Annotated in this window: 23 protein-coding genes, 1 tRNA gene and 1 other RNA gene; 17 read left to right on the forward strand and 8 right to left on the reverse strand. The window is 64.4% G+C overall.

Annotated features, from left to right (window positions below):
* The first annotated feature begins 168 nt into the window (after nucleotides 1-168).
* The 9 genes from KQH53_12570 (at nucleotide 169) to KQH53_12610 (ending at nucleotide 6,481) form a co-directional block, all read left to right on the forward strand.
* The gene (locus tag KQH53_12570; protein ID MCB2227505.1) at nucleotides 169-708 is read left to right on the forward strand and encodes a nitroreductase family protein; all 540 of its coding nucleotides are present in this window, start codon (nucleotides 169-171) and stop codon (nucleotides 706-708) included.
* 82 nt (nucleotides 709-790) lie between these two features.
* Complete coding sequence (locus KQH53_12575; protein MCB2227506.1) at nucleotides 791-2,077, forward strand: class II fructose-bisphosphate aldolase; 1,287 nt, start codon at nucleotides 791-793, stop codon at nucleotides 2,075-2,077.
* A gap of 286 nt (nucleotides 2,078-2,363) precedes the next feature.
* Nucleotides 2,364-2,439: transfer RNA gene (locus tag KQH53_12580), tRNA-Ile, on the forward strand.
* Nucleotides 2,440-2,572: 133 nt separating this feature from the next.
* Complete coding sequence (locus tag KQH53_12585) at nucleotides 2,573-3,721, forward strand: Nif3-like dinuclear metal center hexameric protein (GenBank protein MCB2227507.1); 1,149 nt, start codon at nucleotides 2,573-2,575, stop codon at nucleotides 3,719-3,721.
* Nucleotides 3,722-3,723: 2 nt separating this feature from the next.
* Nucleotides 3,724-4,494 carry a hypothetical protein gene (locus KQH53_12590; protein MCB2227508.1) on the forward strand — a complete coding sequence of 257 codons (771 nt, stop codon included), beginning with the start codon at nucleotides 3,724-3,726 and terminating at the stop codon, nucleotides 4,492-4,494.
* Entirely contained in the window at nucleotides 4,491-4,907 is a 417-nt protein-coding gene (locus tag KQH53_12595) for a ribonuclease HI family protein (GenBank protein MCB2227509.1), read from the forward strand. Before KQH53_12590 ends, KQH53_12595 begins: the two co-directional genes overlap by 4 nt.
* Before the next feature lie 32 nt (nucleotides 4,908-4,939).
* Nucleotides 4,940-5,312, forward strand: an RNA gene (gene rnpB / locus KQH53_12600) — RNase P RNA component class A.
* Nucleotides 5,313-5,345: 33 nt separating this feature from the next.
* The gene (locus tag KQH53_12605; GenBank protein MCB2227510.1) at nucleotides 5,346-6,143 is read left to right on the forward strand and encodes an ATP-grasp domain-containing protein; all 798 of its coding nucleotides are present in this window, start codon (nucleotides 5,346-5,348) and stop codon (nucleotides 6,141-6,143) included.
* Nucleotides 6,140-6,481, forward strand: a complete 342-nt coding sequence (locus KQH53_12610; protein MCB2227511.1) for a hypothetical protein — start codon at nucleotides 6,140-6,142, stop codon at nucleotides 6,479-6,481. The genes KQH53_12605 and KQH53_12610 overlap by 4 nt, the downstream gene beginning before the upstream one ends.
* Nucleotides 6,482-6,895: 414 nt before the next feature.
* On the opposite strand, the gene KQH53_12615 is transcribed toward KQH53_12610, so the two are convergent.
* Complete coding sequence (locus tag KQH53_12615) at nucleotides 6,896-7,450, reverse strand: acyloxyacyl hydrolase (protein MCB2227512.1); 555 nt, start codon at nucleotides 7,448-7,450, stop codon at nucleotides 6,896-6,898.
* 212 nt (nucleotides 7,451-7,662) lie between these two features.
* On the opposite strand from KQH53_12615, the gene KQH53_12620 reads away from it, so the two are divergent.
* Nucleotides 7,663-8,886, forward strand: coding sequence for a glycosyl transferase (locus KQH53_12620; protein ID MCB2227513.1), 1,224 nt, complete (start codon nucleotides 7,663-7,665; stop codon nucleotides 8,884-8,886).
* A gap of 18 nt (nucleotides 8,887-8,904) precedes the next feature.
* Nucleotides 8,905-9,273, forward strand: coding sequence for a response regulator (locus KQH53_12625; protein MCB2227514.1), 369 nt, complete (start codon nucleotides 8,905-8,907; stop codon nucleotides 9,271-9,273).
* 79 nt (nucleotides 9,274-9,352) lie between these two features.
* Here KQH53_12625 and KQH53_12630 read toward each other — a convergent pair whose 3' ends face one another.
* The 3 genes from KQH53_12630 to lptF form a co-directional block, all read right to left on the reverse strand.
* Nucleotides 9,353-9,724, reverse strand: coding sequence for a hypothetical protein (locus KQH53_12630; GenBank protein ID MCB2227515.1), 372 nt, complete (start codon nucleotides 9,722-9,724; stop codon nucleotides 9,353-9,355).
* A gap of 124 nt (nucleotides 9,725-9,848) precedes the next feature.
* Nucleotides 9,849-10,928, reverse strand: a complete 1,080-nt coding sequence (gene lptG / locus KQH53_12635) for an LPS export ABC transporter permease LptG (protein ID MCB2227516.1) — start codon at nucleotides 10,926-10,928, stop codon at nucleotides 9,849-9,851.
* Nucleotide 10,929: 1 nt separating this feature from the next.
* Nucleotides 10,930-12,120: an LPS export ABC transporter permease LptF gene (gene lptF / locus KQH53_12640; protein ID MCB2227517.1), complete on the reverse strand. Its 1,191-nt coding sequence runs from the start codon at nucleotides 12,118-12,120 to the stop codon at nucleotides 10,930-10,932.
* A 46-nt stretch (nucleotides 12,121-12,166) separates the two neighbouring features.
* On the opposite strand from lptF, the gene KQH53_12645 reads away from it, so the two are divergent.
* Nucleotides 12,167-13,219, forward strand: a complete 1,053-nt coding sequence (locus KQH53_12645) for a deoxyguanosinetriphosphate triphosphohydrolase (GenBank protein ID MCB2227518.1) — start codon at nucleotides 12,167-12,169, stop codon at nucleotides 13,217-13,219.
* A 50-nt stretch (nucleotides 13,220-13,269) separates the two neighbouring features.
* Nucleotides 13,270-13,947 carry a hypothetical protein gene (locus KQH53_12650; protein ID MCB2227519.1) on the forward strand — a complete coding sequence of 226 codons (678 nt, stop codon included), beginning with the start codon at nucleotides 13,270-13,272 and terminating at the stop codon, nucleotides 13,945-13,947.
* A gap of 39 nt (nucleotides 13,948-13,986) precedes the next feature.
* On the opposite strand, the gene KQH53_12655 is transcribed toward KQH53_12650, so the two are convergent.
* On the reverse strand, nucleotides 13,987-15,540 hold the full coding sequence (locus KQH53_12655) for a serine hydrolase (GenBank protein MCB2227520.1): 1,554 nt from the start codon (nucleotides 15,538-15,540) through the stop codon (nucleotides 13,987-13,989).
* 85 nt (nucleotides 15,541-15,625) lie between these two features.
* Nucleotides 15,626-16,486 (reverse strand): amidohydrolase family protein, encoded by an 861-nt coding sequence (locus tag KQH53_12660; protein MCB2227521.1) that lies wholly within the window; start codon nucleotides 16,484-16,486, stop codon nucleotides 15,626-15,628.
* A gap of 191 nt (nucleotides 16,487-16,677) precedes the next feature.
* On the opposite strand from KQH53_12660, the gene leuS reads away from it, so the two are divergent.
* Genes leuS through holA form a run of 3 tightly spaced genes read left to right on the forward strand, consistent with a single transcriptional unit; the run spans nucleotide 16,678 to nucleotide 20,741 of the window.
* Complete coding sequence (gene leuS / locus KQH53_12665) at nucleotides 16,678-19,170, forward strand: leucine--tRNA ligase (GenBank protein MCB2227522.1); 2,493 nt, start codon at nucleotides 16,678-16,680, stop codon at nucleotides 19,168-19,170.
* Nucleotides 19,171-19,191: 21 nt separating this feature from the next.
* On the forward strand, nucleotides 19,192-19,710 hold the full coding sequence (locus tag KQH53_12670) for a hypothetical protein (GenBank protein MCB2227523.1): 519 nt from the start codon (nucleotides 19,192-19,194) through the stop codon (nucleotides 19,708-19,710).
* A gap of 14 nt (nucleotides 19,711-19,724) precedes the next feature.
* Complete coding sequence (holA, locus tag KQH53_12675) at nucleotides 19,725-20,741, forward strand: DNA polymerase III subunit delta (GenBank protein ID MCB2227524.1); 1,017 nt, start codon at nucleotides 19,725-19,727, stop codon at nucleotides 20,739-20,741.
* An 86-nt stretch (nucleotides 20,742-20,827) separates the two neighbouring features.
* Here holA and rpsT read toward each other — a convergent pair whose 3' ends face one another.
* On the reverse strand, nucleotides 20,828-21,088 hold the full coding sequence (gene rpsT / locus KQH53_12680) for a 30S ribosomal protein S20 (protein ID MCB2227525.1): 261 nt from the start codon (nucleotides 21,086-21,088) through the stop codon (nucleotides 20,828-20,830).
* Between the two features lie 103 nt (nucleotides 21,089-21,191).
* On the opposite strand from rpsT, the gene murJ reads away from it, so the two are divergent.
* Nucleotides 21,192-22,763 (forward strand): murein biosynthesis integral membrane protein MurJ, encoded by a 1,572-nt coding sequence (murJ, locus tag KQH53_12685; GenBank protein MCB2227526.1) that lies wholly within the window; start codon nucleotides 21,192-21,194, stop codon nucleotides 22,761-22,763.
* A 268-nt stretch (nucleotides 22,764-23,031) separates the two neighbouring features.
* Here murJ and KQH53_12690 read toward each other — a convergent pair whose 3' ends face one another.
* Nucleotides 23,032-23,334 carry a hypothetical protein gene (locus KQH53_12690; protein MCB2227527.1) on the reverse strand — a complete coding sequence of 101 codons (303 nt, stop codon included), beginning with the start codon at nucleotides 23,332-23,334 and terminating at the stop codon, nucleotides 23,032-23,034.
* Nucleotides 23,335-23,491 lie beyond the last annotated feature (157 nt).

Raw genomic sequence — 23,491 nt, forward strand, 5'->3', positions numbered from 1 at the left:
AAGGCCGTCACCGGTGGCGCTACCAAGCCATGATAGCAAAACCGCGCACTTTTGGGGGCCGAAGCCGAGCCCCCCGCCGGGGCTTGGGGTCTGGCTTAGGATGTGCTAATTTGCCATCAGGGGGAGTTATAGATTACCGCCATCCATTTTGTTGCTGGAGGAGTCCCAATGGATCTGATGGAAGCCATCCGCGAACGTCGCAGCATACGCAAATATGAGGACAAGCCCATCCCCCAGGAGGTGGTGGACCAGCTCATGGAGGCGGTGATGTGGTCGCCTTCCTGGGCCAACACCCAGTGCTGGGAGCTGGTGAAGGTGGACGACCCCGCCGTGCGCGAGGCCTTGCAGGCCAGCATGGGCAAGGGCAACCCGGCCACCAAGGCCATTGTGAGCGCTCCGCTGCTGTTCGTGATCTGCGCCCGCAAGGAGGCCTCGGGCTACTACAACGGCGTGGTGACCACCAAGCACGGCGATTGGATGCTCTTTGACCTGGGCATCGCCTGCCAAAACCTGTGCCTGGCCGGCCATGGCCTGGGCCTGGGCTCGGTGGTGGTGGGCATGTTCGATCACGACGCCGCGGGCAGGGCGGTCAAGATGCCCGAGGGGTACGAGCTGGTGGCCATTGTGCCCATGGGTTACCCCGCCCAGCAGGTGAAGGCTCCCAAGCGCCGGCCGCCCGAGGAGTTCCTGACAGTGGACCATTTTTAGGCGCTCTGCTTTATAATTTAGCCAGAACGACATAACCGCAACGCCCCGCGTCCGGCGGGGCCTTTCCGGAAAGGCCAAAGCCATGTCCGCCGACTATGCCCGGGATTTCGCCCAGGCGCTCTCCATAGGGCGTCCGCCCAACATCACCCGCCTGTTCCCCAACTCCAAGGCCCTCCTGGTGAGCGGCAAGGTCATCGACCGGGCCCTCCTGGCCAAGGGCAAGGCCATGACCATCGCGGCCAACGGGCGCAACCACTTCGTGATCCGGGGAGCCTTGCGGGCGGCGCAAAAGGCCAACGCCTGCCTGATCCTGGAGATCGCCAAGAGCGAGGGCGGGCGAAGCGCCTACTGCGCGGTGAACTACTGGAACCTGGCCCGCCAGGCCGACCAGGTGATCAACGAGCTGGGCATCACCGTGCCAGTGGCCATCCACGCCGACCACTACGGCATCAAGGGCGACCAGGACGTGGCCGAGGCCAAGGTGGAGATACCCTCCATGTTCGAGGCGGGCATCACCTCCATCGCGGTGGACGCCTCCCACCTGCCCGACGACCAGAACCTCCTGGCCAGCCTGGAGATCAACCAGTACATCCCGGCCTGGGCCTGCCTGGAAACCGAGGTGGGCGAGATCAAGGGCAACGAGGGGCTCTCCACCCCGGAGGACGCCCTGTTCCTCATCCAGGGGCTCAACGCCCACGGCATCTTCCCTGACTGGATCGCCCTGAACAACGGCACGGCCCATGGCATCCAGACCTCGGACCAGGGCATCCAGGTGGAGCTGACCGCCGAGGTCCACAAGGCTTTGGCCCCCTACAAGGTCTCGGGCGCCCAGCACGGCACCAGCGGCAACACCTCCGAGCGCCTGCGGCGCATCGCCCAGGAGACCCAAACCACCAAGGCCAACGTGGCCACCGCGCTCCAGATGATCTCCTGGGGGGTGAAGGTCAACGAATTCGGCAACGCCGAGCTGGACGAAAACGGCGACTTCATCAAGTTGCCCGGCCAGGGCGTCAGCGATGAGATGTGGGCCGAGATGCAGGCCTACGCCGCGGACAAGGGCTGGAAGAGCGGCAACTACAAGAAGCTCAACCTGCCATTCGAGAACAAACTCTTGGCCCAGCCCGCCTCGGTGCGCGCCCGCATGGTCCAGGCGGTGGAGGACTTCGTCTACGAGCTGTTGACCAAAGTGTTCAACGCCCAGGACACCGCGCCCCTGGGGGTGGAGGCCATCCTGAAGGCCGGCGGCTACGACCTGGGCCCCAAGGGCCAGCAAATGGAAGATCCGGCCCAGTGGACCCCGGAGCTGATCCACGCCAAGGCCCAGAACCTGGACAGCGACAAGGGCCCGGCCGGCGACTTCGACGACTAGGCCCGCGCCCCGCGCTAGCATCGTCCCGCCGGGAGCTCTTCCCGGCGGGACGCTTTTTTCCTCGGCCCGGCGGACGGACAAAAAATTTCTCGAAGGCGCGGGCAAGGCTTGGCCGGGCACAGCCAGAAGCCGGAAGACAAGGCGCCGGCAAGCGACGGACGGAGATTTAGCCCGTCCTGCAGCGAGTCCGGAGCGCGGCCCGGCAACGCCGTATTCCGGATTCTGGCGAAGCCCCGTGTTGACAGGTTTGGGAGCCGGGGCCATAATAACTATTCCGGTTCGGCATGGGCCCATAGCTCAGTTGGTAGAGCCTCCGGCTCATAACCGGATAGTCCCTGGTTCGAGGCCAGGTGGGCCCACCAAATCTTTAGCGGGAGAGCACCTTATGACCGCGTGGTTCTTGCCCGGGCATCGAGCCGGGGCGGGAAAACGCTCCATCGTGAAGGGCTCTGCAACGGGCGCCCCCGATCAAGGGGTGCCCGCTTTATTGGGTTTATGAGCAAGCAAAGCGCACAAGCCACTGTCGGCCAGGTAATGCAGTTGATGGAGCAGTGGGCTCCGGCATCGGCGGCCGAGGAGTGGGACCGGGTGGGCCTTCAGGTGGGCCGCCCCGCCGCTCCGGCCGAGCGCATCTGGACCGCCCTGGAGCTGGACGACACCTGCCTGGACGCGGCCTTGGCCGCCGGGGTGCAGATGCTCCTGGTGCACCACCCGCCCATCTTCAAGCCGCTGGGCTCCCTGCGCGGCGACCGCCCGGAAGCCGCCCGCCTGATCAAAGCCGCGGCCGCGGACATGGCCATCTTCGCCGCCCACACCAACCTTGACTCCGCCCCCGGCGGAGTCAACGACGTTTTGGGGAGGCGTTTGGGCCTCACCGGCCTGGCGCCCCTTACCCCTGGGCGTTCCGGCGGCCTGATCAAGCTGGTGGTGTTCACCCCGGCTGAGGCCTTGGACCAGGTATCGGCCGCGCTGTTCGCCAGCGGGGCGGGCCGGGTGGGCGACTACAGCGAATGCTCCTTTGCCGGCTTGGGAGTGGGGGCCTATCGCGTGCCCCCCGATGGCAAGCCCTATGTGGGAAGCCCGGGCCAAAGGGAGATGTTGGAGGAGTTGCGCCTGGAGGTGCTCATCCCCGCTTCCGCCGCGCCCCGGGCCTTGGCCGCCCTGAGCCAGGCCCACCCTTACGAAGAACCGGCCGTGGATCTGTATCCCCTGGAGCAGTCCCCGGCTGGTTTTGGTTTGGGCCGGGTGGGTGAGCTGGCCGCGCCGGTGGAGGCCGGGGCCTTTGCCCGCCGCGCGGCGGCGGAGCTGAAGGCGGGCTGGGCCCATATGGGCGGCGCGCCGCCCCAGAGAATTTCACGGGTGGCCGTGGTGGGGGGCTCGGGCGGCGACATGCTGCCCGCCGCCGCCGCCAGGGGCGCCCAACTGCTTATAACCGGCGAGGCCCCGCACCACGCCGCCCAGCAAGCGGCCGATCTGGGCCTGGGCATCCTGTGCCTGGGGCACTACCAGACCGAGGTGGTGATCGTGGAGCCCTGGGCCGCGCGCCTGGGCCGCGAGCTTAGCGGGCTTGGCCTCGACTGCACCGTTGAACCGTACACCGGAGGGGTGGACCCCTGGCATCCGGTTGTCCATAAGGAGGAATAACCTTGCTCGAGCAGCTCCGTCTTTTGGTAAGGCTGCAAGCCACCGACAAAACCATGTTCGACCTGAGCCAAGAGCGGGACGCCATCCCCGCCCGCCTGGCCGAGCTCACCCGAGGCGAGGAGACTCTGGGCGCCGAGCTGGCCCGCGAGCAGGCCCAGCTGGACGAGCTGCTGGGGCGGCGCGCCGCCCTGGAAGAGATCGCCGACAACATCCGCACCCGCCTGCGCCGGGCCGAGAACCGCCTCATGGGCTCCAAGACCCCCAAGGAGTATCAGGCGGCCAACGCGGAGATCGACGACAACAAGGACGCGCTCAAGGACAACGACAATCAGCTCCTGGAGCTGATGGAGTTTGTGGAAGCCCTGGAGCAGAAGGTGGCCGGTCTGAGCGAGCGCCTGAGCGCGCTCAGCGCCGCCTCCAAGGACGAGCGGGCCCAGCTGGAGGAGCGCTACCTCAGCCTGGAGGCCGAGGTGCGCCGCCTGGAGGCCAAGCGCGGCAAGCTGACCGGCGACGTGGACTCCAAGCTGATGAAGGACTACGACTTCATCCGCCAGGCCCGCGACGGCATCGCCATCGCCGCGGTGAGCGAGGGCAGCTGCAACGCCTGCCACATGGGCATCCCGCCGCAGCAGTTCAACGAGTTGCAGCGCATGGACAAGATCATGACCTGCCCCTCCTGCCGCCGGCTCATCTACTGGGCCGACGCCCCGGGTTTCGAAACGGACGAGGCCAAGGCCAAGAAGGCCGAGGCCGCGGAGGCGGAGGCCGAATGAGCCCCGAGGCGCTCTCGCTGACCCTGCAAGCCGACGGCGGGTCCCGGGGCAATCCCGGCCCGGCCGGCTCCGGGGCGGTGCTCTACGACAACCAAGGCAACGAGGTGGCCGCGCTGAGCCGCTATTTGGGCGTGGCCACCAACAACGAGGCCGAGTACCAGGGCCTGATCATGGGCCTGGAAGAGGCCAAGCGCCTGGGAGCCAGCGAGCTTAACATCAAGCTGGACTCCGAGCTGATCGTCCGCCAGATCGAGGGGCGCTACAAGGTCAAGGCCCCGGGCCTCAAGCCGCTGTTCGCCAAAGCCAAGGGCCTGTTGCAATCCTTCGCCAAAGTGAGCATCTTACACGTACCTAGGGCCCAGAACGCCCGCGCCGACCAGTTGGCCAACCTGGCCATGGACCGGCGCGCCTAGGGCGCTTGGGTTATACTTCCTAGTACCGGAGCGGAGCCGGCCGGATGGCCGCCGGCCCTAACTTTAGGGCGGGAGGAAAGTCCGGGCACCGCAGGGCAGGGTGCTGGCTAACGGCCAGGGGGGGCGACCCCACGGAAAGTGCCACAGAGAAAAGACCGCCTCCGCTTGTTAAGCGGCGGTAAGGGTGAAACGGCGAGGTAAGAGCTCACCGCTGGGGCGGCGACGTCCCAGGCACGGCAAACCCCACCCGGTGCAAGACCAAATAGGGGAGCGACACGAGGGCGGCCCGCCCCATGCTCCCGGGTAGGTCGCTGGAGGCGGCGGGCAACCGCCGCCCTAGATGAATGGTCATCGTCCGGCCTTTTTGGCTGGGAACAGAACCCGGCTTACACGCCGGCTCCGCTCCGGTTCTTCCCTCACCTTGGCGAGGTGCGCGCCTTGAACCGTCCCCTGGTGGCCATAGGCCGGCGACTGGCCCGCTTCCCCCAGATCACCACCCTGGGGCCGCGCCCCAACCTGGACGACTATTCCCCCGCAGAGCTGGAGCTGATCCGCGCGGCGGATACGATCTATTACCCCACCGCCGCCCTGGCCCCCCAGTTGGCGGCTCTGGGCAAGCGTCTGTTTCCCTCCCTGGCTTGCCATCTGCTGGAGGGCGACAAGATCAAGCAGACCACCCTGTTCAAGCTGCTGGGCCTGCCTCATCCCCGCACCCGGGTGTTTTATGGCAAGCAGAGCCGGGGCATTCTGGATCACTTCAGCTTCCCCTTTATCGCCAAGCAACCCCGGGCGTCCTCCCAGGGGCGCGGCGTGTATCTCATCGAGAACCAGGCCCAGCTGGAGGCATACCTTGCCGAGAACAAGGTGGCCTATATCCAGGAGCGCCTGCCCATTGACCGCGACCTGCGGGTGGTGGTGATCGGCTATGAGCCGGTGTGCGCCTACTGGCGGCTGCCGCCCGAGGGCGAGTGGCGCTCCAACGTGGCCCGGGGCGCCTCGGTGAGCTTTGACGACGTGCCCCCGGCGGCGGTGGAGCTGGCCGTGCGCGCGGCGCGGGCCGGGGGCCTGGACGAAGCGGGCTTTGACGTGGCCGTGGTTTCGGGTGAGCCGCTGCTGCTAGAATTTAACGTGATGTACGGACGCCGGGGACCGGCCCTGGCGGGCATCGACGTAGTTGAGTATGTGGCCCGGGAGATTCTGGCCGGGCGCCTGCCTTGCCCAAGGAGCGAGCCATGAGCCGCTGGATGCAGATACGGGTGCACGTGGACCCGGTGTACAAGAAGAGCTTCGCCAAGGAGTTCCCCAAGCTCTATCGGGTGGTGACCGGTCTGGACAACAGCCTGATGGACACCAACCCCACCTTCATGGACCTGGTGCCCCTGGTGGTGCGTCTGAGCCACGAGCATGAGCTGGAGCCCGGGCTCTCCAGGGCCATCGAGCACTACGGCCCCAAGATCGTGGAGCTGCACCAGAAGATCACCGAGGCCATCGGCGGCTGGAAGCTCTCCGAGGCCGAGACCCTGCTCTACGAGCTGGAGGATCTGTTCGTGGCGTTCGAGAAGGAGCTGGGCTAGGGAGATAAAGAAGCGGATAAGGCCCAGGCAACGCCCTGCCCTGCCCCGGCACTATCGCCTCATCAAAAGCGGCCGTTTCGTTACCAGGCCCCCGCGCGCCAACCGCCGGGGGCCGCGATGTCTGGGCGGAGCGCATCGTCCCGATGACCCGTCCCGGTCCCGCCGCCGTCGGGGCTAGGCAACGTTATCTCCCGGCTCTCCGCCCGCTTTCTTTTTTTCCAAACCTCTTTATCAGCCCCCTCCGCAAGCAGCCCCCCCGCGCACCTAGCGCTGGAGGCCGCATCGTTTAGGGCGGCCACGCTTGCCTATCCCCTTTCCCATTATTCCCAACTCTCTTTTCTCTTCCCCCCCAAAGCAAACGGAGGGAAGCAACGCTCCCCTCCGTCAAGATCGGAGAATTATGTCGGCCGCGGCTTAGAAGGCCCAGGCCACGCCGAACTGCACCTGGTTGGAGGTCACGCCGTGGTTGCGATCATCCAAGCCCGCGTTGGAGATGTGGCGCAAACGGTAGCCGACCTCCAGGCTCATGTTGTTCTTGAGCGGGAAGCGCAGACCCACCCCGCCGTAGGACAGGAAGTTGAAGCCGATGCCCAGCTCCTGGATGTCCAGGCTGTTGTAGGAGGGGCCGATGCCGCCTTCGATGTAGGGCTGCACCGCCATTTTGCCCACGTACAGGCGCAGGGCCGGGATGATGCCCACCTCCACGCCATTGCCGTAATCCCAGAAAGCACCGAACAGGCCCTCCACCCGGAAGTCCAGGCGGATGTCGGAGTTGTTCACCAGGGGCATGGCCACGTGGCCGATCACACCGGCCTCGTAGAGGTCCGCGTTGTCGATGTCCATGCTCAGGTTGCCGAAGGCGGTGAGGCCCCATTCCTGGAAACGCAGGCCGTCGGCCTGGGCCGGCACGGCCAGGCCCACAAGAAGCAGTACCATCAGGGGCATGATCAGGCGTAAACGTTTATGCACGGTTTCCTCCCGGATACCCATTGGGGTTCAGTGTCATGAAACCGCCCCGGGGCCGTAGCCGCCACAGGCGCACTGCCCAAAATATTGCCGATAAAATCGCTTCGGTGTCAAGTATACAACGCTGGGGCGTGGGTTTGACTTTGGGCCGGGATTAGCGTATCTCTAAGCGGTAATTGAAGTTCACCCGCCTGAATGCAGACGAGGAGACCTCGATGACTGAGGCGCACCTGGAAGAGAACCCCCAAAACATAACCTCGGCCGAGATGGTGGTGGCCATCCCCTCCTACCGGGAGGCCAAGCTTATCGCTTATCCCACCACCCAGGCGGCCCAAGGGCTCAAACGCTACTTTGGCGACAAGAGCTGTGTAATCATCAACTGCGATAACAATTCCGATGACGGCACCAAGGAGGCCTTTTTCGAGGCCGACACCGAGGACGTGCCCCAGATCTACCTCTCCACTCCACCGGGGGTGAGAGGCAAGGGCAACAACTTCCAAAACCTGTTCCGCAAAGTGGTGGAGCTGGGCGCCCAGGCGGTGGTGGTGGTGGACGCGGACCTCAAGTCCATCACCCCCCAGTGGATCCGCCACCTGGGCGAGCCCCTGTTCAACGACTTCGGCTACGTGGCGCCCCTGTACGTGCGCCACAAGTACGACGGCACCATCACCAACGCCATCGCCTATCCCTTCACCCGCGCCCTGTACGGCCGCCGGGTGCGCCAGCCCATCGGCGGAGACTTCGGTTTCTCCGGCGACCTGGCCCGGGTCTACCTGGCCAGTCCCACCTGGTCCGAGGCGGTGAGCCAGTTCGGCATCGACATCTGGATGACCACCCTGGCCATGAACAACAACGTGCCCATCTGTCAGGCCTTCATGGGCCGGCCCAAGATCCACAAGCCCAAGGATCCGGGCAGCGACCTGGGCCCCATGTTCAGCCAGGTGGTGGGCACCATCTTCGACCTGATGCGCCACAGCGCGGGCTACTGGATGCGGGTGAAGTGGTCCAAGCCCACCTCCATCTACGGCTTCGGCCTGGGCGAGGTGGAGATGCCGCCCCCGGTGAAGGTGACCCAGGAGAAGCTGGCCGAGAACTTCCGGGAGGGCATGGGCAAGTATCGTGACGCCTGGCAGGAGATTCTCACCGAGCCCATCTTCGCCAAGGTGGAGGAGGTGGCCGGGCTGCCCGAGGACATGTTCGATTTCCCCACCCAGACCTGGGCCAAGCTACTGTTCGATTACGCGGTGGCCTATAATAAAGGGGTAATGGACAGCCAGGCCCTGCTGGATTCGCTGATTCCGCTGTATTTCGGCAAGACGCTCTCCTATGTGCGCAAGACCGAGCGGATGAGCGTTCAGCAGGCCGAGGAGTACATTGAGACTGAATGCATGGTCTTCGAGGAGACCAAGCCCTACCTGGTGGATCACTGGGTGGCCTAGCGATCGTAAGAGGTGATCATGGCCAAGATACTGATCGTTGACGACGAAGAACACATCCGATTCCTGTACTCCGAGGAGCTGGCCGACGAAGGCTACGAGGTGATCACCGCGGACAGCGGGTATCAGCTTCTGGAGCGCATTGAACAGGAGAAACCGGACCTGGTGGTCTTGGACATCAAGATGGTGGACTACAACGGGCTGGACCTGTTGCAGGACATCCGCAACAAGTACTACGACCTGCCGGTTATCCTCTGCACCGCCTACGACACCTTCAAGGAGGACATGAAGTCCATCGCGGCGGACTTCTACGTGATCAAGTCCTTCGACCTCACCGAGCTGAAGAACAAGATCAAGATGGCCCTGGAGACCAAACTCCCCGAGGAATAAGCCGCACCCAAGCCCGAAACATGGCCGCGCCCCCTGGTGATTTCCGGGGGGCGCGGTTCTTTGTTTGGCAAAGAAAAAGCTAGTGGGTTACGGTGTCCACCCCCAGCTCGCCCTTGAGCCAGGCCTCGATCTCCGGGGTGAGGCCGTAGAGGCCCTTGTGCCCGTTCCAGTACTCCTGGAAGCGCTGCTTGAGCTCCTCGGGCAGCTCGATCACGGCCAGCTCGTCCACCCCGGCGGTGTCGCGGCGCAAGAAGTGCAGCACCGGGCCGTCCTCCCAGGAGTAGACCACGAAGTAGTAGGCCTCCTGCTCGGGGCTGCGCACCATGCGGCCCAGGTGATCCCAGCCGTTGCCCCACTCAAGGTATTGCGACACGGCCAGCTCGGGGGTCATTTCCCAATCGATCTCATTGACCAAGCGCTGATCAGCGCGGATTTCCTGCAAGGTCAACACGGCAACCTCCATTAGCATTAGTAACTATTCCTGAATATATTGTAAGGCCGTGGGCCCGGAAAGCAAGCCCAATCAGAACGCGGATTGTTTGGCTGGAATTACAGTTGTTTGCGGGCCGGGCCGCCTATTGCTTGACGTGGGTGAACATCAGCACCCCGAACAGGCCGAAAATTAGGTTGGGCAGCCAGGCGGCCAGCACCGGCGGCAAGACCCCGTCGTAGCCGAAGATGGATTTGCAATAGCTGAAGCCCACCCAATAGAACAGGGCCACGCCCAGGCCGATGATCACCGCCGCGGGCAAAAAGCGCCCCTTTTCCTTGAACAAGGCCAGGGGTATGCCGATCAGGGCCATGATCAGGCACACGAAGGGGAAGGATAGCTTGGCTTGCAAATCCACCCGCTGCCGGAGCGGGTCGAAGCCCTTGGCTTCCACCTTGGCCACGTAGCGGGCCAGCTCGCCCAGGCTCATCTCCTCGGAGGGCTTGGCCAGGCGGTTGAAGTCGCCGGGCTTCTCGGGCAGGGACATTTCGAGCTGTTTGAATATCTGGGTGCCGTAGCCCCCGCCGGGCACCCGCTTCTGATAGAGCCCGTCGAAGAAGATCCACTTGCCGCCCAAATAGCGGGCCCGCTTGGCGTCGATGCGCTCACTGAGCACGAAATCCGGGCCGAAGCGGTAGAGGCTCACGTCGGACAGGCTCTGGCTGTCAGGCTGGTAGAAGCCCACCTGGTAGATGGAGCCCGTGCCTTTGTACCAGAAGCGCTCCTTTTGATAGAGCTTGCCCGGCTGCTTCTCCACCCGCACGTTCCAGATGAAGTTGGTGCGGGTCTTGGTGATGGGCAGCACCACCTCGTTGATCAGGGCCACGGTAAGGGCCAACACCAGGGACAAGAGCACGATGGGCAGGGTGAAGCGGAACATGCTGATGCCGCTGGACTTGACCGCCACGATCTCGTTCTTCTTGGCCATGAGCCCCAGGGAGAGCACCGAGGCCATGAGGATGGCCATGGGGATCATCAAGGCGGTGATCTCCGGCACCTGCAAGATGAAGTAGCTCATCATGGTGGAGGTGGGCACGCCCGCCTCCAGGAAGTTGTCCACCTTTTCGATGAAGTCGAACAGGGTGAAGATGGCCACGAAGCCGATGACCAAAAAGCTGAACAGCTTTAGAAACTCGCGGGAGGCGTATAGCGAGAGGATGCGCAACTCAGGCCTCCGGCGCGGCGGGCTTGGAGCGCAGGGCCCGGATACGGGCCAGCAGCAGGGGCAAACGCTCCAGCAGGTTTAGCAGGGGGTTGGGCTTTTCCTTGAGCTCCTGACGGAACATGAACGCGCCCAAGAGGCCGAACACGATATTGGGCACCCACATGCCCACCACCGGCGGATAGAAGCCGCTCTCGCCCAGGGACCAGGCGGTGGAGAGCAGCAGGTAGTAGGACAAAAACACCACCAGGGCCACGGCCACGCCCCAGGAGCGCCCCGAGCGCGAGTGGATGCCCAGAGGCAGCCCGATCAGGGCCATGACCAGGCAGGCGAAGGGCAGGCTGAACTTCTTCTGCAGCTCCATGTCCACCAGGTAGTAGCGCTTGGAGTCGGGCGGGGCTTTTTTCAGCTCGGCCAAAAGCTCGGAGACGTACATCTCCTTTTCGTGCTTTTCCTTGCGCTGCTGGGCCACGAAGGCCCCGGCGTCCAGGGTCACGTCGTAGGTCTCGAAGTCCGCGGTCTGGGACGAGCGACGGTCAGGGCTCACCGCGTAGATGCCGCCCTCGTAGAGCCGAAGGGTGAGCTTGCCACCCTTGGCCGGGAAAAACTTGCCCCGCTTGGCCACGATGGTGTGCTGCTTCTCCGGGTCGCGCTGGTCGACGATGAACACGTCCTTGAGCACCCCGTCGCCGGGCAGCTTGTCGATGTAGATGATCAGGTGGGGGAAGGTGTCGATGAAGGAGCCTTCCTTGAGGGCCAGCTCGGCCTGGGAGGATGCTACCTTGTACACCAGGTTCTCAAAACTGTTGTTGCCCCAGGGCAGGGCCCAGAAGGCCAGGGCGCTGGTGACCGCCCAAGAGAACAAGGCCAGGGTGGCCACCGGGGGCAGCAGCTTGCTCAGGCTGATTCCGGCCGCCTTGATGGCCACGATCTCGTTGTCCGAGGATAGGCGCAGGAAAGCGATGAGCACGCCCAGCAAGGTGCCCATGGGTATGGTGAAGACCAGGAAGTATGGCATGGTGTAGAGAAGGAGCCGCCCCACCACGTCCAGGCCCACGCCCCGGCTGACCACCAGGTCGGTGAGCTCCATGATCTTGGCCATGAGCAAGACAAAGGTAAACACCCCCAGGGCCACGAAGTATGGCCCCAGCATCTCGAAAAAGAGATAACGATGGATTATCCTTGCCTTGGGCATGCCAGGGAGTCTAAAGGTTGGGGTGGCTTTTGTAAAGGAGGCAGGCATGAACCTACGCGAGCAACGGGAGCAACTGGAAGAGGCCATGTTGAGCCCCTACGCCACGCGCTCGGCGGCCAGCCAGGGGCGGCAACACCCCGAGCCCGAATGCAGCATCCGGCCGGCCTTTCAGCACGACCGTGACCGCATCCTCTATTGCAAGTCCTTTCGCCGCCTTAAGCACAAAACCCAGGTATTCCTGGCCCCTACCGGCGACCACTACCGCACGCGCCTGACCCACACCCTGGAGGTGTCCCAGATCGCGCGCACCGTGGCCCGCGCCCTGCGCCTTAACGAAGACCTCACCGAGGCCATCGCCCTGGGCCACGATCTGGGGCACACCCCCTTCGGCCACGCCGGCGAGTCGGTGCTGCATCGCCTGTTGCCCGGCGGCTTTCACCACCACGACCAGTCGCTGCGCGTGGTGGATGTGCTGGAAAACGACGGCCAAGGCCTGAACCTGACCTTCGAGGTGCGCCAGGGCATCGCCGGGCACTCCAAGGGCAAGGGAGCCTTTTTGCCCAAGCGCGGCGAGAAGACCCGCCTGACCCTGGAGGGCCAGGTAGTGCGCGCGGCCGACGTGGTGGCTTACATCGCCCACGACACCGAGGACGCCATCCGGGGCGGAGTGATCGAGCGGGCCGAGCTGCCCAAGCCGGTGGTGGAGGTGTTGGGGGCCAAGCTCTCGCGCCAGATCGACACCATGGTGCGCGACCTCATCGCGGCCAGCCTGGCCAACGGCGGCAAGGCCCTGGCCATGAGCCCCCGAGTGGAAGAGGCCATGGTGGGGCTTCGGGAGTTCCTCTACCAGCGGGTGTACGAAAACATGGAGGTGCACGAGGACTTTGAGAAGGCCTCCAAGGTGGTCAGGGAGCTGTTCGAGCGGCTCTGCGAACCCAAGTACGACGAAACCTACCGTAAATACCTGGGCGGGGACCCACCCAGCGACATGGGCCTGCGCCAAAAGGCCGCGGCCGACTACATTGCGGGCATGACCGACCGCTACGCCTTGCACCTGTACGACGAGGTGTTTTTGCCCAGGCCGTGGGGGAGGATGTAGGGGCTGGGTTAAGGCAGGGGAGAAGGAAGAGGTAGGTAAGGAAAAAGGGCATGGCTTTTTCTTGGGGGGATTGGGCGAAGAGCAAGGCTGATATTGCTTTGGCGCTAAATGAGGGGGGATGCGGGTGCGGTTATAGCGAGGCCGCACTTATTCTGTGTGCTGCGATAAGTGCTATGGCGGCGGAAGCGTGGCCGGGAAGAGGGATAGATAAAAAGCGTTTTGTGGAAGTATTAATCCATTTCGCAAAAGCCACTGACCTCCCGGCCACAATCAGTGTGCCTCTGTTAATTGAATCATTAGAACAAAAGCGAGAACGTGAGGTTTTAAAAAAGACTTTCTTAAATTTTTCCTATGGACGAATCCTGCTGGGGCCTGACGTTGACCAATCTGAATCGGTGATAAGGGACATCTGTCCTAGCCTGACCCCGGAAAAACTGCGCCCTTTCAGCTATGCTAATCTTCTGTACAAACTAATTCGCTCAGCATATGCGCACGAATATATGCCCGATAAAAATGCTTGTCCCTTCCCTATGACCAAAGATGAATCGGTGGGAGTAAGTTATGTAAATAGACTAATTTCGCTAGAACCACATGCGGGTTATCGTCATCTTATTTATTTCCACACATCATGGTTGTCAAATTTGGTCTCGGACCTGGGACAGACCATTGACGCACAGAACTTGTCTTTCCCTTTAACAACTCCCACAAAGTGGTGGGTTGAGGGATAGACCGCCTCGTAGGCCGCTATATTCGTTAACTGCCCTCCCCTACTTCTTCTCCGGCACCCGCGTGAACAGCCCGCCCGCCTCGTTGGCCAACACGCTCATCACAAAGCTATCCACCACCCCGTCGCCGTTGTTCATGAAGTTCACCTGGCTGAAGGGCTCGGTGGGGTCGATGATGTCCATGGCCACGAACACGTCGCGGTCCCAGGGCTTGAGCTGCATCTCCACCTTCTTGGGGCCCATCAAGAGCACCAGATCCTTGCCCCGCACCTTCACCACGGTCTTTTTGTAGACCGGGTTGCTGTACACGCCCGCGTAGTTTTTGAGCGGCTGGGGCGGCAGAGCGTTCTTGGGGCGCGGCGGCAGGCCCGCTTCCTTCTCGGCGGCCAGCACCTTCTTCAACTCATCGCCGGCATAGTCGCCCGGCTCCTGGCCAACGTAGAGGTCAAAGAAGTAGTGAGCCAGGCGGTCCATCAGGTTGACCCCGCCCAGGTTGGAAAGCATTACGATGCCCACCTTGCGGCCGGGCATGAAGGCCATCATGGTGTGGTTGGCCGTGGTGTCGCCGTTGTGGAAGATCATGGTGTAGGGGGCTGCGTAGCGCACGTAGACCCAGCCCTGGCAATACTGGTATAGCTCGCCCTCGCTTATCTTGGCCATGGCCGGAGTGGCCGGGGTGTGCAGGAAGTCCACCGTCTCGGGCTTTATGATCTCTTTGCCGTCCACGGTGCCCCGGTTGATGTGCAGGCGCAGCCACTGGGTCATGTCCATCACGTTGGAGCAGATGCCCCCGGCCGCGGCGAACTGGTAGGTCCAGTCCGAGAAGGCCCAGTCCTTGGCCAGCATCACCACCTTGCCGCCGTGGCGCTGGTGCAGGCGGGTGACGTTCTTGCCCTTGGTCAGGCCGCTCTTGGGCACGCTGGTGCTCTTCATGCCCAGGGGGGTGAAGATCAGCTTTTGCAGGTCAGAGGCATAATCCCCGCCGGTGTAGCGGTTGACCATGGCCGCGCCTACCAGGAAGGGGATGTTCTGGTAGGCAAAGGCCGAGCGGAAGCTGGTGATGGGCTCCATGTATTGCAGGGAGTCGATCATCTGCTGGGTGGTGAAGCCCAGGAAGGCCTGGGTCTCCCCGGCATGGGGGGCCAGGCCGGTGTGCTGGGCCATCAGGTCTTTGACCAGGAAGTTGCGCGTGACCCAGGCGTCGTGCATGAGGAAGCCGGGGTAGTGCTTGATCACCGGATCATCCCAGGAGAGCTTGCCCTGGTCGGCCATGATACCCACCAGCCCGGCGGTGAAGGACTTGGAGGCCGAGCCGATCTGGAAGATGGTCCGGGGGTTGACCGGCGCACCGCCCTTCAGGGCGGTGCTGCCCAGGCCCTTGGACCAGATCACCTTGTCATCGGCCACCACCGCAATGGCCATGCCCGGCACGCCAAAGGCCTTGCGGTTCTTCTCGGCATAGGCCTCGAAGCGTTGGAAGAGCTTGGCGAGCGCCTCGCCCTGGGGCGCGGTTGCTCGGGCCGGGGCGGCCAGGGCCAGGGACAAGCAAAGCAAAAAGCAGGCAAGGGCAACACGGCTTAGACGACTGGCAAGCATGACCGGACTCCCGATTGGGGGATGGAATAAAGGCGAAGGGCCTATATCCACTATAAACCGGATGCACTGTCGGAAATAGGGCTTTTCAAGCCAGGCGCAGCAGCTCCAGCAGGGTGCCGGCGGCGACCATCTCCCGCTCGCCGCTGGTGAGCGGCAGGTCCTCGAACCATTCGCGGAAGGCCACGGGCTCGCGCCAGGGGGCGTCGGTGCCGTAGATGACCCGCTCCGGGCCCTTGCTGCGGATGATCTCCATGACCGCGTGGGGTTCCAGCAGGCCGTTGACATAGGCCAGGTCGAAATACACGTTGTCCAGGGCCAGCAGCTCGCCCAAATGGGGCCAGCCGTAGAGGCTGCCCATGTGGGCCGCGATGATGGGAAGCTCGGGGTTGGCCTTGGCCAGGGCCGCGATCTGGTGGGGCTGGCAGCCCATGAACCCGAAGAACTTGAGCACGTCGCGGAGGTGGGGCTTGGCCGCGAACAGGCCCTCCATGTGGATGGTGTCCAACAGCACGGGCAGGCGCTCCCCGGCCAGGCGGCGGAACAAGGCCGCCGCCTCGGGGCGGTCCAGGTCGATGCGCTGGATGAAAGGATGCAGCTTCACGCCCTTGAGGCCCAGTTCCAAAAGCTGGGCCAGTTGGCGCTCGGGCTCGGCCGTGGGGTGCAGGGTGCCGAAGGGGATGATGCCGGGATGGGCGGCGGCGGTGGCCGCGGCCCAGCGGTTCAGCTCGCCGATGCGGCCCTTGGAGCCGGTGACCGGCAACAGAACGTAGCGATCGGCCCCGCAGCGCTCCATGGAGGCGGCCAGGGCCTCGGCGGTGCCCCCGGCGTGGATCTGCCATTTGTTGGGGTCTTTGGCCCCCAAATCGCTGTCCAGCATCTCCAGGCGCTCGCCCAAGACCTCTAGGTCCTCGGGCAAAAAGGCGTGAGTGTGCGCGTCGACCAGCATGGCTCCCCTCCCTGGGACGCCCCCAGCATTGGCCATGAAGCTGCCTCAGTCAAGTACCCCGCCGCACCGGGGGAGCGGGTTTACAGGTGTGCGGCACTGTGGTAAAAATCGCCATACGTCCCGCCGAAGCGGGCGTTTTTCTTGAGCAAGGGGCACCGGGCCCGCGCGCCCGAGGCCAGCAAGGCATCAGCATGGAACAAAAGCAGCTACGTTACGATCCCCACGCCATCGAATCCCGCTGGCAAGACCGCTGGGACTCCGACCGGGTCTTCGCGGTGGGCGAGGATTCTGACAAAGAAAAATATTACCTGCTGGAGATGTTCCCCTATCCCAGCGGGCGCATCCACATGGGCCACAGCCGGGTCTACACCATCGGCGACGCCTTGGCCCGTATCAAGCGAATGCAGGGCTTCAACGTCTTGCACCCCATGGGCTGGGACGCCTTCGGCATGCCCGCGGAAAACGCGGCTATTGCCCGCAAGACCCACCCGGCCAAGTGGACCTACGAGAACATCGACTACATGCGCTCCCAGCTCAAGAAGCTGGGCTACTCCCACGACTGGAGCCGGGAGTTCGCCACCTGCGACCCCAGCTACTACCGCTGGGAGCAGCTGGTTTTTTTGAAGATGTGGGAAAAGGGCCTGGTCTACCGCAAGAAGTCGCTGGTCAACTGGTGCGACACCTGCCAGACCGTCTTGGCCAACGAGCAGGTGGAAGCGGGCAACTGCTGGCGCTGCGACAACCCGGTGGCCCAGCGGGAGCTATACGGCTACTTCTTCAAGATCACCGAGTACGCCGACGAGCTCTTGGACTACCTGGACAAGCTGGACGGCTGGCCCGAGCCGGTCAAGGTGATGCAGCGCAACTGGATCGGCAAGTCCTACGGCGCGGAGATCCACTTCCAGCTAGAGGGCCGCGACGAGGTGGTGCGCGTGTTCACCACCCGGGCCGACACCCTGTGCGGGGCCACCTTCATGAGCCTGGCCCCGGAGCACCCCCTAGCCCTGGAACTGAGCGCGGGCACCGAGCAGGAGCAGGCGGTCAAGGATTTCATCGCCAAGGTCAAGCGCCAGTCATTCTCCGAGCGGGCCGACGACAAGACCAAGGAAGGCGTGTTCACCGGGGCCTACTGCGTCAACCCCATGACCGGTCGGCGCATGCCGGTGTACGTGGCCAACTTCGTGCTCATGGAGTACGGCACCGGCGCGGTGATGGCCGTGCCCACCCACGACCAGCGCGACTTCGAGTTTGCCAAGGAGTACAACCTGGACCTGGTGGAGGTGATCGTGGGCCCGGACGGACCCATGGGCGTGGAGAACATGACCCAGGCCTTCACCGACTACGGCACCCTGGTCAACTCCGGCGAGTTCGACGGCATGAGCTCCGACGAGGCCAAGCGGGCGGTGGCCGCCGCCCTGGAGGCCAAGGGCCAGGGCCGCGAGACCATCAACTACCGGCTGCGCGATTGGGGCATCAGCCGCCAGCGCTACTGGGGCGCGCCCATCCCGGTGGTGCACTGCCCCAAATGCGGCGAGGTGCCGGTGGCCGAGAAGGACCTGCCGGTGGAGCTCCCCTTGGAGGCCCAACTGTCCGAGACCGGCGGCAGCCCCCTGCCCCACCTGGAAAGCTGGCTCAACACCACCTGCCCCTCTTGCGGCGGCCCGGCCCAGCGCGAGACCGACACCATGGACACCTTCGTGGAGTCCTCCTGGTACTTCGCGCGCTACGCCTGCCCGCACTACAACCAGGGGCCCCTGGACCCCGGCCCCACCGATTACTGGATGCCCGTGGATCAGTACATCGGGGGCATCGAGCACGCGGTGCTCCACCTGCTCTACAGCCGCTTTTTCACCAAGGTGCTCCGCGACCTGGGCTATCTCAAGGTAGACGAGCCTTTCACCAACCTGCTCACCCAGGGCATGGTGATCAAGGACGGGGCCAAGATGTCCAAGTCCAAGGGCAACGTGGTGGACCCGGACCACATGGTGGACAAGTACGGCGCGGACACGGTGCGCCTGTTCATCCTCTTCGCCGCCCCGCCCGAAAAGGAGCTGGAGTGGTCGGACCAGGGGGTGGAGGGAGCCTCGCGCTTCCTGGGCCGTTTGTGGCGTTTGGGGCTGAGCGTGGCCGAGCAGGCCGAGGGCGTGGCGCCCTACAGCGGCGGCGAGCTGGCCCCGGGCCTGGCCGCCCTGCACGCCAAGACCCACGAGACCATCAAGAAGGTGAGCCAGGACGCGGGCGACAAGTTCCAGTTCAACACCGCCATCGCCGCGGTTATGGAGCTGGTCAACGCCATCAGCCTGGCCGAGCAGGACGAGGCCCTGGCAGGGCTCCCCGGCCGCGAGGCGGCCCTCAGGGAGGCGGTGGAGACCGCAGTGATCCTGGCCAGCCCCATGGCCCCGCACATCGCCGACGAGCTGTGGCGGCGCCTGGGCCACGAGGGCTACCTCGTCGACCACCCCTGGCCCTCCTGGGACGAGGCCGCCCTGGTGCGGGAGGAGAAGACGGTGGTGGTGCAGGTGCAGGGCAAGGTGCGCTCCAAGCTGACCCTGCCCGCCGAGGCCGGCGACGCCGAGCTGGAGGCCGCGGCCCTGGCCGATGAAAAAGTGCAGAAATTCATCGACGGCAAGCCGCTTAAAAAGGTAATAGTAGTCCAGGGCAAGCTGGTCAATATAGTGGTGTAGGCCCGACGAAAGGAACGTGTCGTGAAGAGCAAGCTTTCGGTGACGGCGATCCTGATTCTGGCGGTGTTGGTGGCGGCCTGCGGGTATGAGTTCCGCGGCAAGCAGAACAACCTGCCCTCCGACGTGAGGAGCATCGCCATCCCGGTCTTCAAGAACAAGACCAACGAGATTCGCATCGAGCAGATCTTCACCGACGCGGTCATCTTCCAGTTCACCCGCAGCCAGATGGTGCGCGTGGTTTCCGAAGGCCAGGCCGACGCGGTGCTTTCGGGGACCGTGGAGCGGGTGGAGATCGTGGACGTGGCCCTCACCTCCGGCGACACCAGCCGCCAGCGCCGCATCACCATCTGGGTGAACGCCAAGCTGGTCCGCAAGAAGGACGGCAAGGTGCTGTGGCAAAACAAGAGCCTGTGGCAGAACGCCACCTACAACGTGAGCAGCAGCACCACGGCCACAGAGTCCAACAAGCGCGCGGCCATCACCGCCTTGGCCAAGACCATGGCCCAGACTCTGCACGACAGCGTTTTTGAGAACTTCTAGATAACGGAGCGGCCGTGGCTTCGCCCGGCAAGCGCAACACCGACCCCGGCGATCTGCCCTGGCCCGAAGTGGCCGGCGGAGCGCCGGGGCCGCTTTATGGCCTATTCGGCGAGGAGGACTTCCTGGTTTCGGCCGGGGTGGCCGCCTTTATGGATTCGCCCGGGTTCAGCGAGAATCCCTCGCTCAACGTGGAGCGCTTTCTGGCCGCCGAGACCGGCGCGCCCAAGGTATTGGACAGCGCCCGCACCCTGCCCTTTCTGGGCAGCCGCCGCCTGATCATCGTCAGCGAGGTGCACCTGTACAAGGCGGACCAGGCGGCCGAGTTCATCACCTACCTGGAGGACCCAACCCCCTCCACCACCCTGCTCCTGACCGGCGCCAAGCTGGACGCGCGCACCAAGTTCGCCAAGGCCCTGAACAAGGCGGGCAAGGTGCACACCTTCAAGAAGATGTACGCCCGCCAGATCGCCCCCTGGCTGCAAGGCCGGGCGCGCCTTCGGGGCAAGAAGCTGGCCCCGGCGGCGGCGAGCTATTTGGCCGAGCTGGCCGGGCTGGGCCTGGGGGCCCTGGACTCGGAGGTGGAGAAGCTTTCGCTCTTCGTGGGCAAGGCGCCGGCCATCGACCTGGCCACGGTGCAGGAGCTTTTGGGCGGGTCGCGGCTCTACAGCATCTTCGACTTCACCGACGCGGTGGCCGCCCGCTCCCTGGCCCGGGCCCTGAGCTCCTACAACCAGCTCGACTCCCTGGGCGAGCCGGCGGTGCGCGTCTTGGCCATGCTCACCCGGCTGTTCCGGCAGCTATTGGAGACGCGGGCGGTGCTGGACCAGGGCGGCGATCAGGGCGCGGTGCAGCGCACCCTGCGCACCCCGCCCCAGGCCACCGAGACCCTGGTGAAGCGGGCGCGGCGCGAGAGCGCGGCCAGCCTGGCCAAGGCCCTGAAGCTGGTCTTGGCCGCCGACGTGGCCCTGAAGTCCTCGCCCGGCTCGGACCGGGTGATCATGGAACGCCTGGTTTTGGATATATGCGCCTAGGGGTGGCGTCAGAATGGCAAAACAACGGCCTGGACCGGCAAATGCCGATCCAGGCGCGTAAATCGTCGATTAAGAGCGCCGAGAGGCTAGAGGCCCGCTACCTGGCTGGACAGGCGGGAAACCTTGCGCGAGGCGTTCTTCTTGTGCAGCACGCCCTTGCTGGCGGCCTTGTCGATCACCGGCACGGCCTTGCTCAGAGCGGTCTGGGCGGCCTCGGCGTCGCCGGCCTCGATGGCCTGACGGACCAGTTTGACCACCGAGCGCACGCGGGTGCGGTAAGCCTTGTTGCGAGCGTTGCGCTTAAGGTTTTGGCGGGCCCTTTTAAGGGCCGAAGCATGGTTAGCCAACGGTACTTCCTCCGAATAAGTTCAGGCTCCGGGCGTTTAGGGCCCATCGCCCCGACAGACCCAAACTTTTAACGGTAGCCGGGCGTACTGTCAAGAGGTTTTGATGGAAAAAGGCAGCGAACAGCACAAGATGACCCGCGCCGCTGGGGTGGTGGGCCTGGCCACCCTGGCTTCGCGCGTGCTGGGTTTCGTGCGCGACGTGGTCATCGCCTATTTCTTCGGGGCCGGGGCTGCGGCGGACGCCTTTTTCGTGGCCTTCCGCATCCCCAACCTGCTCCGGCGGCTGTTCGCCGAAGGCACCCTGACCATCGCCTTCATACCCGTGTTCACCGAGGTGCTCAAGAAAAAAGGGCGCGAGGAGGCCTTTCTCCTGGCCCGCTCCACCCTTTCGCTCCTAGCCCTGAGCCTCTTGATCGTAACCGTCCTGGGGGTGGTCTTCGCGCCCGAGGTGGTGCGGGCCATCGCGCCGGGCTTCACCCCCGGGGCGGGCACCTTCGGCCTGGCCGTGGAGCTGACCCGCTGGTGCCTCCCCTACATATTCTTCATCAGCCTAGTGGCCCTGGCCGGGGGGGTGCTCAACTCCATGGGCCACTTCTTCGCTCCGGCGGCGGCCCCGGCTCTGCTCAACCTTTGCATCATCGCGGCGTCGGTGGGGCTCTCGGGCTATGTGGACCCGCCGGTGTTCAGCCTGGCCCTGGGCGTGATCCTGGGTGGGGCGGCCCAGCTTCTGATGCAGCTGCCCTACCTCCGGGCCAAGGGAGTGCCCTTCCGGCCCGCCTGGGACATCAAAAACCCGGCCCTCCGGCGCATGTTGCGCCTCATGGTCCCGGCCATCTTCGGGGCGGCGGTGTACCAGGTGGCCGTGCTCATGGACACCATCCTGGCCTCGTTTTTGCCCAGCGGCACGGTCAGTTATCTCTACTACGCCGACCGGCTGATCCAGTTCCCCCTCGGCATATTCGCCATCGCGGTGTCCACGGCCATCCTGCCCAGCCTCTCGCGCCAGGCGGCGGACAACGACCAGGCCGCGCTGCTGAACACCATGCGCTACGGCCTCAGGCTTATCCTGTTCATCACCGTGCCAGCCATGGTGGGGCTATTGGTCCTGGCCCGGCCCCTGGTGGTGTTGCTGTTCATGCGCGGCGAGTTCACCCTGGACACGGCCAGCCAGACCGCCGGGGCGGTGATGGGCCTGGCCACGGGGCTGTGGGCCATCGCTGGAGTGCGGGCCGTGGTACAGGCCTTTTACGCCAAGAAGGACATACGCACCCCGGTGATCGTGGCCGCGCTGTGCCTGGTGGTCAAGCTGGTGCTCTCCCTGGCCCTGATGTGGCCGCTCAAGCAGACCGGCCTGGCCCTGGCCACCTCGGCCTCGGGCATCACCAACCTGATTCTCCTGCTGTTCCTATTGCGGCGCAAGCTGGGGCTCCTGGGCGGGCGCAGCCTGCTGCGCTCGGGCCTGGGCACCTGCGCGGCGGCGGCCTTCATGGGCCTGGTGGTGGGGCTCATCGCCTTTGGTCCGGACTGGGGCGCGGAGAGCGGGGCCCTGTGGCGCTGGGCCCGTCCGGCCGCGGCCCTCCTCGCCGGGGTGGGGGTCTACTTCCTGGCCGCCAAGCTCATGCGCCTTCGGGAGCTGGGCGAGCTGTGGCAGGTGTTTCGCGGCAGGCGGGCGTAGGGTTTAGGGAAGAAAAAAGAAGTAGGTAATAGAAAGAAAGACGCGGGAAAATCTGCCCGCTGGGGTGTGGCCTAATATGACCCAAGGGCGGCGCCGCCCTGGTGGAGCGCCCCGCCCCCGCCATGATAGAGGCTACCGGCTGGTAGACCAGGGGCCAGACAGCGCCCCGCCCCGGAACCAACTCACCGGCTTTCCTTTTTCAAAACTCTTTCTGGATTTTTGGCCTGCCATAACCCAGCGGCAAACCGCAGTGCGGCGGACCGGCCCCTTACTGGGCCGCCGGCCCCTCGATGCGCTCCAGGATCTTGCCGTTCTCATCCACCAGGTAGAGGCTGAACCCGTCGTCGCGGGCGGCCTCGCCGATCTGTTCGCGGTGCATGGCCTCCACGGTGCGTTGCACGTCCGGGTCCACGGGCAGGCGGCCCATGAGGATCAAGGCATGGTCCTTCTCGGCGGTCACCGGGATGAAGCGCTCGCCCGCCTCGTCCTCCAGGCCCAGGAAGTTCTCGTAATCCTTGCCGCGCTGGGTGATCACCCAAACGTACTTGCTTTCGTCGGTCTTATCGCTCATGGCTCTCTCCGGGCCGAAATTGTCGTGTGCCTAAAACTTAGGGTCTGAGAAGCTTCCCGTCAAGGCGGGGCTTGCGCGGGGGGTGCGTGGCGGCCATTATTAATCCATGTGCACCTGCCGGGAATACAAAGAGCCCTACCGCCCGCCCAGCCCGGGC

It is taken from the genome of Desulfarculaceae bacterium, from assembly GCA_020444545.1.
Lineage (GTDB): Bacteria > Desulfobacterota > Desulfarculia > Desulfarculales > Desulfarculaceae > Desulfoferula.